Source organism: Tenacibaculum singaporense, from assembly GCF_003867015.1.
Classification (GTDB): Bacteria; Bacteroidota; Bacteroidia; order Flavobacteriales; family Flavobacteriaceae; genus Polaribacter; species Polaribacter singaporensis.
The window spans coordinates 3,482,858-3,499,760 of sequence record NZ_CP032548.1; the positions used below are offsets into that span (position 1 = coordinate 3,482,858).

Annotated in this window: 15 protein-coding genes and 1 tRNA gene; 4 read left to right on the forward strand and 12 right to left on the reverse strand. The window is 32.4% G+C overall.

Features of this window, described 5'->3' with window-relative positions; translation table 11 throughout:
• Window positions 1-38 precede the first annotated feature (38 nt).
• Window positions 39-890 (reverse strand): AraC family transcriptional regulator, encoded by an 852-nt coding sequence (locus D6T69_RS15780; protein WP_125069076.1) that lies wholly within the window; start codon window positions 888-890, stop codon window positions 39-41.
• Between the two features lie 156 nt (window positions 891-1,046).
• On the opposite strand from D6T69_RS15780, the gene D6T69_RS15785 reads away from it, so the two are divergent.
• From D6T69_RS15785 to D6T69_RS15800, 4 genes are all read left to right on the forward strand, one after another.
• Window positions 1,047-1,970 (forward strand): dihydrodipicolinate synthase family protein, encoded by a 924-nt coding sequence (locus tag D6T69_RS15785; RefSeq protein WP_125069078.1) that lies wholly within the window; start codon window positions 1,047-1,049, stop codon window positions 1,968-1,970.
• 22 nt (window positions 1,971-1,992) lie between these two features.
• Window positions 1,993-3,579 (forward strand): aldehyde dehydrogenase (NADP(+)), encoded by a 1,587-nt coding sequence (locus D6T69_RS15790; RefSeq protein ID WP_125069080.1) that lies wholly within the window; start codon window positions 1,993-1,995, stop codon window positions 3,577-3,579.
• 156 nt (window positions 3,580-3,735) lie between these two features.
• Window positions 3,736-4,743, forward strand: a complete 1,008-nt coding sequence (locus D6T69_RS15795) for a 4-hydroxyproline epimerase (protein WP_125069082.1) — start codon at window positions 3,736-3,738, stop codon at window positions 4,741-4,743.
• Window positions 4,744-4,794: 51 nt separating this feature from the next.
• Complete coding sequence (locus D6T69_RS15800; protein WP_125069084.1) at window positions 4,795-6,042, forward strand: NAD(P)/FAD-dependent oxidoreductase; 1,248 nt, start codon at window positions 4,795-4,797, stop codon at window positions 6,040-6,042.
• A gap of 71 nt (window positions 6,043-6,113) precedes the next feature.
• Here D6T69_RS15800 and D6T69_RS15805 read toward each other — a convergent pair whose 3' ends face one another.
• The 11 genes from D6T69_RS15805 to D6T69_RS15855 form a co-directional block, all read right to left on the reverse strand.
• Window positions 6,114-7,220, reverse strand: coding sequence for an alanine racemase (locus D6T69_RS15805; protein ID WP_125069086.1), 1,107 nt, complete (start codon window positions 7,218-7,220; stop codon window positions 6,114-6,116).
• Window positions 7,221-7,222: 2 nt separating this feature from the next.
• On the reverse strand, window positions 7,223-8,377 hold the full coding sequence (alr, locus tag D6T69_RS15810) for an alanine racemase (RefSeq protein WP_125069088.1): 1,155 nt from the start codon (window positions 8,375-8,377) through the stop codon (window positions 7,223-7,225).
• Complete coding sequence (locus D6T69_RS15815) at window positions 8,377-9,513, reverse strand: amidohydrolase (protein WP_125069090.1); 1,137 nt, start codon at window positions 9,511-9,513, stop codon at window positions 8,377-8,379. The genes alr and D6T69_RS15815 overlap by 1 nt, the downstream gene beginning before the upstream one ends.
• On the reverse strand, window positions 9,501-10,859 hold the full coding sequence (locus tag D6T69_RS15820) for a sodium:solute symporter family protein (protein WP_240628333.1): 1,359 nt from the start codon (window positions 10,857-10,859) through the stop codon (window positions 9,501-9,503). The genes D6T69_RS15815 and D6T69_RS15820 overlap by 13 nt, the downstream gene beginning before the upstream one ends.
• Before the next feature lie 78 nt (window positions 10,860-10,937).
• Window positions 10,938-11,132 carry a 30S ribosomal protein S21 gene (rpsU, locus tag D6T69_RS15825; RefSeq protein WP_099215800.1) on the reverse strand — a complete coding sequence of 65 codons (195 nt, stop codon included), beginning with the start codon at window positions 11,130-11,132 and terminating at the stop codon, window positions 10,938-10,940.
• 56 nt (window positions 11,133-11,188) lie between these two features.
• Window positions 11,189-12,052, reverse strand: coding sequence for a sigma-70 family RNA polymerase sigma factor (locus tag D6T69_RS15830; RefSeq protein WP_125069092.1), 864 nt, complete (start codon window positions 12,050-12,052; stop codon window positions 11,189-11,191).
• A 1-nt stretch (window position 12,053) separates the two neighbouring features.
• Window positions 12,054-12,491 carry a GNAT family N-acetyltransferase gene (locus D6T69_RS15835; RefSeq protein WP_083574767.1) on the reverse strand — a complete coding sequence of 146 codons (438 nt, stop codon included), beginning with the start codon at window positions 12,489-12,491 and terminating at the stop codon, window positions 12,054-12,056.
• 540 nt (window positions 12,492-13,031) lie between these two features.
• Entirely contained in the window at window positions 13,032-15,029 is a 1,998-nt protein-coding gene (locus D6T69_RS15840; RefSeq protein ID WP_125069094.1) for a protein-disulfide reductase DsbD family protein, read from the reverse strand.
• Window positions 15,030-15,047: 18 nt separating this feature from the next.
• Window positions 15,048-15,494, reverse strand: coding sequence for a protein-disulfide reductase DsbD domain-containing protein (locus D6T69_RS15845; RefSeq protein WP_047788654.1), 447 nt, complete (start codon window positions 15,492-15,494; stop codon window positions 15,048-15,050).
• 143 nt (window positions 15,495-15,637) lie between these two features.
• Window positions 15,638-15,710, reverse strand: a tRNA-Met gene (locus D6T69_RS15850).
• Window positions 15,711-16,014: 304 nt separating this feature from the next.
• Window positions 16,015-16,899 carry a PorP/SprF family type IX secretion system membrane protein gene (locus D6T69_RS15855; protein WP_125069096.1) on the reverse strand — a complete coding sequence of 295 codons (885 nt, stop codon included), beginning with the start codon at window positions 16,897-16,899 and terminating at the stop codon, window positions 16,015-16,017.
• Between the last annotated feature and the right edge of the window lie 4 nt (window positions 16,900-16,903).

Sequence of the window (16,903 nt, forward strand, 5' to 3'; positions counted from 1 at the left end):
ATAATATTTTGTTTTCTTACTATATTACAACAGTCTAGCTAGTTAAAACCCGAATCTTTTCTATATTTTGACGGACTTATCCCTTTAATTTCTTTAAATTTTCTGTTAAAATTAGATAAATTATTAAACCCACATTGATAAGCTATCTCACTTATAGCTAATGTATTTTCTGATATTAATAATTTACATGCATTTTCAATGCGTAATTCGGTTAAAAAAGTGAAATAAGTCTTGTTAGTACGCTGCTTAAAATACCTACAAAAAGCATTTGGAGTCATGTTTGCCTTTTCAGCGATTTCATATAAATCTATATTTTTATCAAAGTTATTCATTGTAAAATCCATTACATTGCGCATTCTCTTCCCTTCGTTATCTGTATATTTCTTTGGATAAATGAAATTAGCTAATTCTGTTGTTTTTGAGTTAACTAGTATTTTTAATACTTTTAGTAGCCCTATGAACCGATCTAGGTTAGTTGACTTCTGCAATTCTAATAAAAGATTCATCACTGTTTCTCTGTTTTCAAGAAGTCTAAACCCACATGTAGATTTTTCAAAAAAAGGAATTAGTTCTTTAAAATCATCCAGTAAGAAAAAATTCTTTCCAAACGAATCCTTTGTAAAGAAAAGCGAAATCATAAAAGATTCTTTAATAACAGAAGTATCACTTTTAAAAACATGAGGTAAATTACTTCCTATCACTAATACATCTCCTGATGAGTATTTATTAATAGTATCACCAACAACCAATGTCCCTTCTCCTTTTACTATTATACACAACTGTATTTCTTCATGTTGGTGAAACTTATCATAAAAATATTGTTCTTTATCTTCTTGATAAATTAATCCAATATTTTGAGTCTTTGGTATTTTAAAGGGTAAAACTTTCATGAATAAAATTACTATTCTCAATCAAAAATATGCAAATACTATTAATAAATTAACACAAAAACACTTAATAAGATAATATAATATTATTCTTAGATAATTTGAAACTAAAACTCTCTCTCTCTTACACATAACTTTGCAATAAAAAACAATATTACGATGAGTATAAATTGGAAAGGTGTAATGCCAGCGGTTACTACAAAATTTACGAATGATGATACTTTAGACTTAAGTATGTTTGAAGTAAATATTAAAGCACAATTAGAAGCAGGTGTGCACGGAATTGTTTTAGGAGGCACCTTGGGAGAAGCCAGTACATTATCTGATGACGAAAAAAGAACACTAACAAGAACTACGGTTCAATTAGTTAACAACCAAGTTCCAGTATTAATAAACATAGCAGAACAAACGACTAAGGGAGCCATCGAAGCAGCTCAAAAAGCTGAAGAAGATGGTGCCAAAGGATTAATGATGCTTCCGCCTATGCGCTATAAGTCTGGAGATAGAGAAACTGTAGAGTATTTCAAAGCAGTCGCAAATAATACATCGCTTCCAATTATGGTATATAACAACCCTGTTGATTATAAAATTGAAGTTACACTAGATATGTTTGAAGAATTATTAAAATGTGATAACATTGAAGCTGTAAAAGAATCTACCCGAGACATTTCAAACGTAACAAGAATTAAAAATCGTTTTGGAAATCGTTTAAAAATAATGACAGGCGTTGACACTTTAGCTTTAGAAAGCCTATTGATGGGGGCAGATGGATGGATTGCTGGTTTAGTTTGTGCCTTCCCTAAAGAAACTGTAGCTATCTATGAATTGCAAAAAGCAGGTCGTATTCAAGAGGCATTAGAGATTTACCGATGGTTTTTACCATTGTTAGAATTAGATATAAATCCTAAATTAGTACAAAATATTAAGTTAGCAGAAGTAGCCACAGGTATTGGAACTGAAAATGTGCGAGCTCCTCGATTACCTTTAATAGGTGAGGAACGTAAACATGTTTTAAATGTAATAGAAACTGGTTTAAAAAACAGACCTACATTACCCGACTATAAAGCTTTAGCTACTTACTAATTAACTCTTTGCCCATTAAAATATGATTACAGGAAAAAACTACATAGGAAATCAATTATCAGCTTTAGGAAGTACAACGTATAAAACATTTAACCCTGAATTAAATCAGGAAAATGAATATATTTTTACAGAAGCAACTCGAGAAGAAATTAATAATGTTGTCGATTTAGCTTCAAAAGCATTTAAAGATTATAAAACTATTTCTGGTAAAAGAAAAGCTGAATTTTTAAATGCTATTGCTGATGAAATTTTAGCCTTAGACGATGAGTTAATACAAACTTATTGTGCTGAATCTGGTTTACCAGAAGGACGTGCAAAAGGAGAACGAGGAAGAACTGTATTTCAATTACGCTCTTTCGCTGATTTAGTTGAGGATGGCTCATGGGTAGAGGCTACTATTGATACTGCAATTCCTAATAGAGAACCAAACCCTAAATCAGATTTACGCAAAATGAATATCCCTTTAGGTCCTGTAGTTGTTTTTGGTGCAAGTAATTTTCCTCTTGCCTATTCTACAGCAGGTGGAGATACTGCAGCTGCTTTAGCTGCTGGTTGCCCTGTGATAGTTAAGTCACACCCTATGCATGCAGGTACGGGTGAACTTATAGCTTCAGCAATTATTAAAGCTGCTGAAAAAACTGAAATGCCTAATGGTGTTTTTTCTAACTTAAACTCTAGTGGCATTGAAGTAGGTCAGCAATTAGTCGTTCACCCTAAAGTAAAAGCTGTTGGCTTTACAGGTAGCATCCGTGGTGGTAGAGCTTTACTAGATTTAGCTGCAAAACGAGAAGAACCGATTCCTGTGTTTGCTGAAATGGGAAGTATTAACCCAGTTATTATGCTTCCGAAAGCATTGCAAAATAGAGCCGAAAACTTAGCAACTACTTATGCTAATTCTATTACGTTGGGTACAGGGCAATTTTGCACAAATCCCGGTTTAATCTTAGGAATAAAAAGCCATGGTTTAGATAATTTTATTAACTCTTTAGCTAAAAAGATTGTAGAAATCAATCCAACTTGTATGCTGCATCCAAACATTATTGGAGCATACGAGAATAACAAATCTAAAGCTCTTAATCAAGAAGGTTTAACTGTAGTGGCTATGTATGAAGAAGGTGCTCAGCCTAATTATGCCTCACAAGTAGTTACAACTGTTAAAGGGAAAACATTTTTAGACAATCCTACTTTACACCAAGAAGTATTTGGTCCATATTCTATTGTGGTTCAATGTGAAAGCGAAAAACAGTTAGAAGAAATAATTTCAAGCTTAGAAGGACAACTTACAGGAACAGTTATTTCAGATGATAATGAAGTAGCAAACTACCCTACTATAATTGCTGCCATACAAAACAGAGTTGGAAGAATTATTTTTAACGGTGTTCCTACTGGGGTAGAAGTTTGCCCATCAATGGTTCATGGAGGTCCATATCCTGCATCTACAGATAGTAGATTTACAGCTGTAGGAATTAACTCTATTAAACGTTGGGTGCGTCCTTTCAGTTATCAAGATTGGCCAAACAATATATTACCTCAAGAATTAAAAAATGAAAACCCTTTACATATTTTACGTTCTGTTAATGGTACACTAACAAAAGGAGAAATAATATAACAAAATTTAATAATTTCTTTAGAAAATCTCTGAGTACAAAACCTTACTTTTGGGGCATCTAAAGAAATTGAAACAAAGCCAGCTTCGTCTTTCCAAATAGAAAAATTTGAAGGGTTTTTTCTACTACAGAATACAAGCTGGCGATTCAATTTTAAGATGAAAAAAACTTTTTTTTGCATTGACGCACATACTTGTGGAAATCCTGTAAGAGTTGTTGCAGGCGGTGGTCCTAACTTAATAGGAGCCAATATGAGTGAAAAACGTCAACACTTCCTTAAAGAGTATGATTGGATTCGTAAAGGTTTAATGTTTGAACCTCGTGGTCATGATATGATGAGTGGCTCAATCTTATTTCCTCCTCACAACTCAGAAAATGATTTTGCTATTTTATTTATTGAAACTTCTGGATGTTTACCCATGTGTGGTCACGGAACAATTGGAACAATCACTATAGCAATTGAAGAAGGGCTAGTTACACCTAAAGTTCCAGGAAAGATTAGAATGGAAACCCCTGCTGGTTTGGTTGAAATTGAATATCAACAAACTGGTAAAAAAGTAAATTGGGTTCGACTAACTAATGTAAAAAGCTATTTAGCGGCTGAAGGACTGACAATAGATTGTCCTGAATTAGGAGAAATCACTTTTGATGTAGCCTATGGTGGAAATTATTACGCAATTGTAGATCCTCAAAAAAACTTTTCAGGAGTTCATGATTTTACTGCTTCTAAAATTATTCAATACTCTCAAGTTGTTAGAGATCGTATTAATGAAAAATATCCTAATATATTTATCCACCCTGAAAATGATACAATTAGAGATGTAACACATATGTTATGGACAGGAAATCCAATTGATCCAACCTCATCAGGAAGAAATGCGGTTTTTTATGGTGATAAAGCCATTGACAGAAGTCCTTGTGGCACAGGAACCTCAGCTCGTTTAGCACAGCTGTATACTAAAGGAAAGCTACAACTTGATGAAGAGTTTATTCATGAAAGTTTTATTGGAAGCAAATTTATTGGTAGGGTAGAAAAAGAAACTACTTTAGATGGTAAACAAGCTATTATTCCGAGTATTCAAGGATGGGCTAAAGTGTATGGTTATAACAACATTATTATTGATGATGAAGATGATCCGTATGCACATGGATTTCAAGTAATTTAATAATTTATAAGCAACGATATGTCATCTCTAGCGTAGTAGAGAGATTTTTTTATGAATAAAGAAGTTGTTATTATTGGCGGAGGAATTATCGGTTTATGTTCCGCATATTATTTACACAAAGAAGGACACAAAGTTACTGTTATTGACAAATCTGATTTTTCATCTGGTGCTTCGTATGTAAATGCTGGGATTATCACTCCTAGCCATATTATTTCATTAGCAGCTCCAGGAATGATTAATAAAGGCATTAAATGGATGTTGAGTTCAACTAGTCCTTTTTCAATCAAACCTCGTTTAGATTACGATTTTTTACAGTGGACATGGTTATTTAAAAAATCAGCAACGTCTAAAAAAGTAGCTACCTCTATTCCTGTTATTAAAAACATTAATCTGTTTAGTAGAGATTTGTATGAAGAGCTAAAAGCTTCAAATGATTTCGATTTTCATTACCAACACAAAGGTTTAATGATGTATTATAAAACCGATAAAATGGGGGAAGAAGAATGGAATGTTGGGAAACTTGCTATAAAAGAAGGATTAAAAGTTGAACACCTTAGAAAGGAAGAAGCTCAAAAACTAGAACCTAATGTAGATTTGAACATTAAAGGTGCTGTATATTATCATTCTGACGCACATATGACTCCGAATGAATTTATGCTAAAAATGAAATCTTATTTGGAAGAAAATGATGTGACTTTCTTAGCAAACGAAGAGGTCATAGATTTTCAAATTTCAGAAGGAAAAATAAAATCAATCAACACAAAAAACAATACCATCTCCGCTGATGAGTTTGTACTTACAACAGGATCATGGACTCAAAAATTAGCAAAAAAGCTGGGAATTACCATTCCTGTGCAAGCAGGTAAAGGCTATCGAATTAATGTAAAAAGAGAAACAGGCATTCATATTCCTGCGATTTTAACAGAAGCTAAAGTCGCTGTTACACCTATGAATGGTTTTACGCGTTTTGGTGGCACTATGGAAATTGCTGGCATTAACAATCAAATCAATGCTAAAAGAGTTAATACTATTGCGAACGCCGCTGAAAATTATTATAACGGACTACAAATTAATCAACAAGAAAGAAAAGATATTGAAAGTGGTTTACGTCCTTGTTCTCCCGATGGTTTGCCATACATTGGTAGACTTTCAAAAATTGAGAATGTAACTGTAGCAGCTGGTCATGCTATGATGGGCTGGAGTCTAGGACCTGCTACGGGTAAATTAGTTTCTGAAATTATCGATGATAAAAAAACAAGTTTAGATATCTCTCCATTTAATGTTGAGCGTTTTAACTAAGCTAAAAACTCAAGAGACTAAAACAATAGCTCTTGAGTTTTATTTAAAACAAACAATAAAAAACAGATCATTTAAATTTCTTCTACGTATACTTTATCTATAAACTTAGAACTCAAGAGTCTGGCAACTCCCATATAACTAAGTTTAAATTTTACTTTATCTCCTACTTTATATTTTGTTTTTCCTGATTCGTTTTTATTCAGGCCTACATCAATCACCAACATATCTGAAGTAATTCCTACAAAAGATATATCCTTATCTTCTACTTCTATATCATCTTTATCAACATCTAACAAGCCAAAATCTAAAATAGCTTTGTAAGATGTTTCTTGTACATCATTTTCGTCATATTCTGAAGTGTGACCAATACTTGCTTCACTAATAATACCATCGGGCACTATTTTTTTCTTTTCTAATTCAATCACATTTGCATAAAACTCAAATGTTTCTGTATGCAAATCTTTAAATCGCTTATTCTCTAACGGACTTAGTCCAAAGAATGCAGCTTCTCCAATTCTAAAGTGGTTTATATCTTTAGGGGCGACTCCATTTTCCACCAATGGTAACGTAATTGATGTGCCGCCTGAAACATATTTTAAATCCTTATTAAATTTAGCCGATATTAGTTCTTTATATAATGATAATTGCAATAGCTTATCATAAGTAGGTTCTACTCCGTACATGCATCCTAAATTTGAACCTATGCCTATTACTTCAATATTCGATAGGTTGAATACTTTTTCATAAAACCCTAAAATATCATCTCTTTTTACACCTTCCCTTAACTCACCCATTTCAATCATAATAATGATTTTATGAATTTTATTTTTCTTCTTCGCTGCTTCATTAAGTGATTCTATAGTAGATAAAGAACTGTTTAAAGAAATATCTGCGTACTCTACCACATCATCTGCATAAATATTTGCTGGGGGTTTTATGTAAATAGTACGTAAATCTGGATTCACCTCTCTTAAGTTTCTTAAACTTGTTAATCTAGAATCTCCAATCGAGTTTATTTTTTCAGTTACATCCGGAGTTAAAATTGCTTTTAAAAATGTTTTATCTCCCGAGAAAACTTTTGTTACCAAGCTCCATTCGATATGATTTTTTTCAAAGAAGTTACTTAGTTTTTTTATGTTATCTTTTATTCTTTCAGAATATATAATTAATTCTGCCATAATTATTTTGTTATTATTCTTGGTAAATTCTCAGGAAGTCGTGTTAATAATTCATAATTAATAATTTGTATAGAATCGTTGAATGATGAGACAGTTATTTCAACATCACCTTGACTTCCAATTAATACAACTTCATCTCCTTTTTCAATAGTATCAGCATGTGTTATATCTACTGCCATCATATTCATATTAATGGTTCCTACTATTTTATGTCGTTGTCCTCTTATTAAAACCTTTCCTTTATTACTAAGAGAACGGCTATACCCTGAAGAATATCCAACTGGTATAATTGCTATTTTGGTTTCTTGGTTTGTAAAGTATGATGTACCATAGCCAATAAACTGACCTGCTTTTATCGTTTTAACATCCATAACTTCTGTTTTCCAAGATATGATTCTTTTTAACGGATTTTCTACAATTTTTTCTTTGGTTAAATAATGAACCAATATCTCTTTTGTTGGAAAAAATCCAAATTGTAAAATACCAACTCTTACCAAGTCTAACCTTGTTGTTGGGTATCTAATTGTGGCTGCTGAACTTGCCAAATGGTAATTTGGATTGAATAAATCAAGTTCTTTTACTCTCTTTCTTACATTTTTAAATTTTTTCTTTTGGTCGGTTATTCTCTTGTAATTTGATATACTTTCTGCTCCTGCTAAATGAGAACAGATTCCTTTAACATCAACAAATTCTTTATGTGTCTCAATATATTTAAGAACTTTTGTTGTTTCTTTCGGAACAAAGCCTGTTCTGTTCATTCCTGTTTCGATTTCTAAATGAATTTTAGCTCTTCTTTTTACTTTTTTTGCTGCTTCTATCGCTTTTTGCAGTCTATTTTCTTCAAAAACAAAAAACTCTATCTCATTTTCAATTGCCCATGGTAACTGACTGTTTTCAATCATTCCCATTATCATAATGGTTACATCTTCAAAAGGTAGTGTTTTTTTTACATCAAAAGCCTCATTTGCGTCAGAAACGCTAAAATGTCTTACTCCATATTTGTATGCCAACATACAATAGGTTTTAATTCCATGACCGTAAGCATTTCCTTTTACTACAGATGAAAAAATAGTAGTATCTCCTATTATTTCACGTATAAAATTGATGTTATTTTTTATTGCTGATTCAGATAATTCTAAATAAGATGTATGAGTCATTATTGTTGAACTTCTTTTAAAATATTATAAAATAATTGTGCTCCTGTTACAGTTATTTCATCAGGAAAATCATAATCTGGATTATGTAGTGCAGGAGTGTTTTTCCCAGCTCCTAGCCCAAACATAGCTCCTTTATATTGTTGTGTAAATAATCCGAAATCTTCGCCCCATTTAAATGGGGTATTTATTTCGTTAATTGATAAATTTAGTTGTTCTGCTGCTTTTTTTACATACTCAACAGCTTCTTTGTTGTTTTTATTTGCGTAAAATTCTTCAAACCAAGAAGTATTAATACTCAACCTTTCTTTTTCTTCAAGCTTTTGAAGTAATTGTTCGAGGTTATTCTGTTTTTCTTTCATTAAACGCGCACTCCAACTTCGTAATGTAAGATGTACTTCTCCATATCCTGCTGATATTCCATAGGCTTTTTCTCCCATAGTTACGTGTACAGGAGTAGCTAAAAAGAAATCAGAATCTTCTGGTATATTTTTAGTTTCTTGTCTTACAAAATGAAGAATTTCAGCAATTGCATTAGCTGGATTGTAGCCTTTTTCTGGCTCTGCTGCATGTGCTGTTTTTCCTTTTAAAGTAATTACAACACTTTTTACATTACTAGTAAACTCGTGTTCTTTTACAACTATTTCTCGTTTGGTAAAACCTGGTAAATTGTGTAGTGCAAAAACATAATCTATATTAAGTTGTTTAAAACAAGTATCTTCTAAAACAGACTGCGCTCCTCTTCCATTTTCTTCTGAAGGTTGAAAAAGTAATACTACTTTTCCTTTAGACAACGGTTTTTCCGCAAGAAGCTTTGCTACTCCAAGTAAAATAGTTGTATGCCCATCATGTCCACATTTATGGGAGACCCCTTCATTTACAGATTTATGTTCGAAAGTATTGACTTCTTGAATAGGCAACGCATCAATATCTGCCCTCAACATAACCGTTTTACCTTCTTTTTTTCCATTGAAGATTGCTAACAGTCCTGTTTTAGCCACAGATAGTATCTCACAAGATGTATGTTCCTCTAAAAAAGCTTCTATTCTTTTTTTAGTTTCGTATTCTTCTTCAGAAACTTCAGGAAACTTATGTAATTCTTTTCTTACCTTTTCTAAAGTATCCTTTAGGCTTTCCATGTTTTTGGGTTATTAATTAACTGAATTATTGAAAATACAATGGCTGATAATGTAATTCCGAAAAAATTTGCATCTAAGCCAAAAGGTAATTTTACTTCAAAAACAATTAATAGTAAAGTGGTAAGCCCTCCTGAAATCATCGCGTAAAAAGCTGCAGTTGGCGATGGTTTTCTCAGTAATAATGTTCCTAAAACAGGAACTAACAACCCTGATACCATAAAAGCATACGAATACAGCATTAACTCTAATACATTTTGCATTTTTGTAGCCAATACAATAGCTAAGCCTCCTATTAAAAAGGTTATTAATTGTGAGTTTTTTATACTGATACTTTTCTTGAAATACCCAAAAATATCTGTTGTTAAGTTTCCTGAAGCTGCCATTAAACAGCTATCGGCTGTAGACATGATTGCCGAAAAATAAGCCGACATCATTAATCCCATTAAACCCACTGGCAAAATACTTCTTAGCAACAATGGAAGACCTAATTCTGCATCCAATTCTACTCCTGGGGCATATCCTATACTTGCAAACATTCCTTGCTCGTAGGCTACTCTGGAAAACAACCCTAAAGCAACTCCCATAAATGCCATTATTGGATATTCAAAAAGTCCCGCTATTTTCCATGCTTTTTTTGCAGTTTTTTCGTCTTTACAGGCATAAATTCGTTGGTATAAGGTCATTCCAACAAACCAAATAGGTACTATAGTGATTATCCAATTAAACATATCAATAAACGAAACATTGGTTAGTGATAAAAAACTGGCTGGTAATATTTCTTTAATTCCATTCCATCCTCCTACTTCTACATAACCAATAGGAATTCCAATCCCTATTAACCCTACCATTAGAATTATCCACTGAATGGTATCTGTATAAATCACAGCTTTTATTCCTCCTATAACTGTATACACTACTGCAATTACCCCCATAATTAAAACTGCCTTAGTAATTGATATGGAAGGAAATGTAGCGGATGCTAGTTTTGCTCCTGCTAAAATTTGTGAGCTTGTAAAACCTATGTACCCTATTAACGAAATAATTCCTGCCATTAGAGCAACTTTTGTATTGTAGTGAAAAGCTAATGACTCTGGAAACGTTAAAAAATGATGTTTTTTAGCTATGGGATATACTTTTGGGATTAAAAAAACGGCGCTTATCCAAGCACCTAGTAACCCTGTAAAAAGCATCCAGCTACCGGAGAGTCCCATTAAAAAACCAAGACCTCCTAAGCCAATAGAAAAACCTCCTCCAACATCCGTTGCAACAACAGAGAGTCCTATATGACCTGCTGACATGTTTCTTCCTCCTACATAGTAATCGTCTTTTGATTTGTTTTTATTCATGAAGTAAACTCCTACTCCAAGCATAAAAACCAGATATGACACAAATATTAATAGATCAATAAAATGTATATCCATATCTTATTTTTCCTGCTCTAATAAAAACTGCTCTTTATACTGAGCCTTTTTTAATTGCTCCCTTCTGCTTACAGATGGTTTTGTGTACTCTTTTCTCTCTCTTATTTCTTGTAAAACTTTTGTATTCCTATATTTTCTTCTGTAGCGTTTGATCGCTCTGTCGATGTTTTCACCTTCTTTTACTTGTATTATTAACATATTTATATTTTTTTAAATTATTATTTCTGTTTTTAATGGATTAAACAAAGTCGAAACTAACCTAAATAAGTTTGTAATACTTTGGTTCTTGATCGTTGTTTTAATCTTCTAATTCCTTTCTCTTTGATTTGACGAACACGTTCTCTTGTTAAATCAAAAGCTTCTCCTATTTCAGTTAAACTCATAGGTCGGTAATTTTCTAGACCATAAAATAGCTTTATGATATCTGATTCTCTTGGAGATAGTGTTTCTAAACTTCTACTAATTTCCAGTTGTAAAGATTCTTGCATTAAGTCTTTATCTGGCTTAGGAGCTTCAGAAGCTTTCATTACATCGTATAAATTTGATGTTTCTCCTTCTTTTAAAGGTGCATCCATAGAAATATGCCTTCCAGAGTTTTTCATTGACTGTTTTACTTCTGAAACGGTCATATCTAAAACTTTGGCTATTTCTTCTGGCGTAGGCATACGTTCATTACTTTGTTCAAGCTTAGATACAGCCTTATTAATTTTACTAATGCTTCCTATTTTATTCAACGGTAAACGAACCACACGAGATTGTTCTGCTAAGGCCTGTAAAATAGACTGGCGTATCCACCAAACCGCATACGATATAAACTTAAATCCACGCGTTTCATCAAAACGTCTTGCTGCCTTAACCAAACCAATATTTCCTTCATTGATTAAGTCAGAAAGCCGTAACCCTTGATTTTGATATTGTTTTGCTACCGACACTACAAAACGTAAGTTAGCATTTACCAAAGTTTCTAGTGCTCTTTGGTCACCTGTTTTAATTTTTTGAGCTAACTCAACCTCTTCATCTGCAGTAATCAAATCAATCTTACCTATTTCTTGTAAGTACTTCTCAATAGATTTTGATTCTCTATTGGTAACTTGTTTTGTTATTTTTAACTGTCTCATATTATCTCTTTAGTCTCATTTCTAAATACGGAGTGGTAAATCCTAGCTTTTCGTATAAAAACTTTGCTGGATTATCTTTTTCTACATGTAAAGCAATATCTCCTTTACAGTTTTCTATAGCATGTGTCATTATTTTTCTTCCTACTCCTTTCCCTCTATATTCATTATGAGTGGCTATGTACACTAAAATGTTTTCTGGGATATACTCATCCATTCCAGTTTTATTTATTACCACTGCACCTATAATTTCACCCTTATCTTCTATCGTAAAAACATATCCACCTAATCCTGTTCGCTCTTTTGCTGCATAGTCTATTGCTTTACGAATTGCTGATTTTTCATCTCCATATTTTTCAAGGTGTTTGTATAAAAAGTTAGTTACTCTTTCTATTTCTAAAGGGGTTATACGATTAAATGCATCGTAAGTTTTTATTGTCATAATTTGATTTTTATAAAAAAGAATAGGTATGTAATAATTGTAAGTTTCTTTAGTTTTTTTTATTGAAACTTAAATAGCAGTAAATACAAAACCTATTTATTTTGGTATTTGTCTTTTAATGCGGAATACTTTTTAGAAAAGTGTACGATTATCTATAAACGGATACTCGTAAGGTCAAAAAAACATTTTATAAATCTATTTTTTAACTGGTAAATAATTCTACAAAGTGTTTTTAAATATATTGGAGAAACTTCTCACAAAGGAGGAGTTATTGTAAACTTAAATTAGAACCCTGGTGGGATAAACTTGTCCGATTGATTACGGAACACAAGGTAGTTGAATGTAAAAACTCGTTGATTTTTTTTCTCGTGTGTAGTATCTACCATATCGTACAAAGGTACGAATTTTATAGGTAATTTCAAAATAGCTACTGTAAAAGAACCTCTTACAATGCTTTGTAGATTTTTAACATAACGTAACTTAACAAAAAAGCACTTCAGAAAAATCTGAAGTGCTTTTTTATTATACCCTAATTTTTAATTACTTTTTAAAATTAGTAATCCCGTTTTCAAGCCAGTTATAGTATTCATCTACATCTGGGGTGTATGCTATAGGGTCTATTATATTTGATTCATCATGATTCATTAATACATAAAATGGTTGTGAGTTTGCTTTATACTTAATAGTTTGCATTTCACTCCATTTTTGACCAATATATTTTAATTTTTTCCCTGGGTTTAACTTTGATTCTACCACTTCATCTTCTTCTAATGGTCTTTTATCATCTACATACAAAGAGATTAAAACTACTTTGTTTTTCAATACGTCTAAAACCTTTGGTTTTACCCAAACGTTTTGTTCCATTTTTCTACAATTTACACAAGCATGTCCTGTAAAATCTAACATTACTGGCTTTCCTACTTTTTTAGCATAGGCTAGTCCTTTATCATAATCATGAAACGACATAATATCATGTGGTGGCATTAAATGTGCTCCTTCTGGCAAACTCTCATGTCCATTTTCCTGATTACCTGAACTTGCTACTGCTTGTTTTGTAAATCCTACTCCGTAAGGTGACTCACTATAATGTTGTGGCGGTGGAAATGCACTGATTAAATTCAACGGTGCTCCCCATAACCCAGGAACCATATAAATGGTAAAAGATAATACAATCAACCCTAAACTTAATCTTCCTACAGAAATATGACTAATTGGACTATCGTGTGGTAATTGTATTTTTCCAAATAGATAAAAAGCTAAAGTTCCAAAAATAGCTATCCAAATTGCAATAAATACTTCTCTTTCTAATAAGTGTAACTGTAATACCAAATCCGCGTTTGATAAGAATTTAAACGCTAAGGCTAATTCCAAGAACCCTAATACTACTTTCACCGTATTTAACCATCCTCCTGATTTTGGCAATGAATTTAACCATCCTGGGAAAGCTGCAAATAAAGCAAATGGTAAAGCAATTGCTGAAGAGAACCCTAACATTCCAACAATAGGAGCTATTCCTCCTTTTGAGGCAGCTTCTACTAACAGCGTTCCTACAATTGGACCTGTACAAGAAAAAGACACAATCGCTAAGGCTAACGCCATAAAAAAGATACCAATCAAACCTCCTCTATCAGCTTGTGAATCTACTTTAGTTGCCCATGAACTTGGTAAGGTTATTTCAAAAGCACCTAAAAAAGACACGGCGAAAATTACCAAGATTAAAAAGAAGATTAAATTAAACCATACATTGGTTGACAATGCGTTTAAGGCATCGGCTCCAAAAATAAAAGACACCCCAGATCCTAGCAATACATAAATTCCGATAATTGACAATCCATAAATAATAGCATTTCGAATTCCTTGTGATTTACTCTTACTTTGTTTCGTAAAAAAACTTACCGTCATTGGTATCATAGGGAACACACATGGTGTTAACAAAGCAGCAAATCCTGACAAAAAAGCAATAAAGAAAATAGTCCATAAACCTTTCTTTTCTTCTTTTTTAGTTTCTTTTGAAGCTACTTTATCTGTTTCCTTCACCTCTTTTGTTGAGTTTCTAGAAGCTTTAACTTTTGTAGCTTTAGTTAAGTCAAACACCAAATCTACTTCTTTTGGAGGCAAGCACATTTCATCTGTACAAGCAATAAACTCTACAAAAGCATTTATTTGCTTTACGCTAGTATCTACTAACTCTATTTCTTGTTTAAAAACTGCTTTGTGTGCAAAGGATTTAATATTCATTCCTTCCTCACCAAAAAGTGTTGTAAACTTAATTTCTCCTTCTGGCTCAGTAGTGTTTCCTACAATTTTAATTTTTCCTCCATCATCATCATACGTAAAAGTTGTTGGAATAGGACCACCACTCGGAACTTCCTGTGCATACAAATGCCAACTTCCTTGTATTGTCGCAGTGCTTACTAAGTTATATGTTGTTTCAGAAATTTTCTCTACACTCGTTTTCCATTCTATTGGATTGTGAATTTGGCTCATTGCCGAAAACCCAACAGTAAAACAAAGCAAAAATGCTATTATTTTTTTCATCTTATTTGGGGAAAGGGATTAATTTACATTAAAAGTTAATTCTACTTCTTTTGGAGGTAAACAGTTCATTCCTGTACACACCATATACTCTACCACTCCTTTAACTGTAAACTTTTCTGTAGTTTTTAAACGGATTCTCTGAGTAAAAGTAGCTTTAGTATCGAAATATTTAATTTTCATTTCAAAGATTGGATCGTCCACTACATGTCCTGCTTCTTCTTTAGTATTTCCTTTTTTCAAGTATTTAGTATCTCCCTCAAAAGTAAATAAGGTTGGAATTGGCCCTCCTTTTGGAATCTCTTGTGAATACAAATGCCAATCTTTTTGAATTGTTGCGGTAGCTACTAACTCTGCTTCTTTATCTGATATCTTTTTTACTGAAGTACTCCACTTTACTGGATCGTGCACTTGTGCAAATGTAGTAGTACAAACAGCCAATAATAGAATTAAAAATAATTTTTTCATTGTTTTATTTTAGTTGCATTATCTTAAACCTGTAAATGTAACGCCTTTATTTGCTAAAAAACAAAAGATTAAAAAAAGTTTAACATTAACAACTAAACACAAAACAAAAAAGGTTTTCAATTAAATTGAAAACCTTTGCTTAGTAGCGGGAACAGGACTCGAACCTGTGACCTTCGGGTTATGAGCCCGACGAGCTACCTACTGCTCTATCCCGCGATTTGCGGTTGCAAATATACATCTTATTATCTATTTTATCCAAATAAAAGCTAATAATTATTGATTTTAATCTTTTTCGGCATGGTAAAGAGTCATTTATGACTAGATTACTTATAAACCAAAGATGAAGATATTAATACAATTATCACAAAAAAACGTTTTACAAAAGAGTTTGTAAAACGTTTTTTATGTTTTGAAATAATCTAAAAGCTAACTCTACTCTCTCTTAAATAAAATTAACCTTCATTTTTTTTAGCTTTATATCCTTAATTCATATTTACTAACAATTCAATTAAGAAGCTTATTAAAACTTGAACTTAAATACAAATTCATGTGAGCCGTTGCTGTAGGTTGATATGTCATTAATTGCATGTTCATAAGCATATCCTAGTTTAAATTCTTTAATAAACTTAAATAGTAACAGTCCGCTAAACGATTCTTTTAATCTATGTGACACACCAAACTCTACTTTATCAAAAAGACCAACCATTGCAGTAGCATCAAACGACAAAGGTACACCTGATACGTAACGCATCATAAATGATGGAGTAATGGTTAGTTTAGAGTCATTTTCTAAACTGAATGTATAACCTCCAGCTAAGTATATGTGTGGCTTATCTGAAGCACTAGTTACAACATTCCCTTCTTTCTCATAACGCTTACTTTGTAATAATACAGGCACCGATAAACTTGCGTAATAGTTCTTACCCTTTAAATAAGCTCCTGCACCAAAATTCGGGTTAAATCTACTTATATTCTCATTAAAAAGAGGATCATTAATATTCAACGATTGTAAATCTACATTAATAAATGTTCCACCTCCTTTTAAGCCCAAGAATAAATCCATCGATTCTGATACTTGTAACTTGTATGAAAAATCGATATACACATCTGTCTCTTTGGCTACTGAAAACTTATCATTTACCAAAGACAATCCTAAACCTAAATTCTTACCTAAAGGTGAGGAAATAGATAAAGTTTGGGTTGAGGGTGCATCTTTAATACCAACCCATTGCCCACGTATTAACATAGTTGCGTCTAACACATCTTGTGAACCCGCGAAAGCAGGGTTTATAATATTCATATTTAATTGATACATCGTAAAAGATGGATCTTGCTGTGCCTTAGCATTTAGAGATAGAACAAAAATAAGGCTAGTAATTATATATTTTATATGAGTGAATTTCATTTCT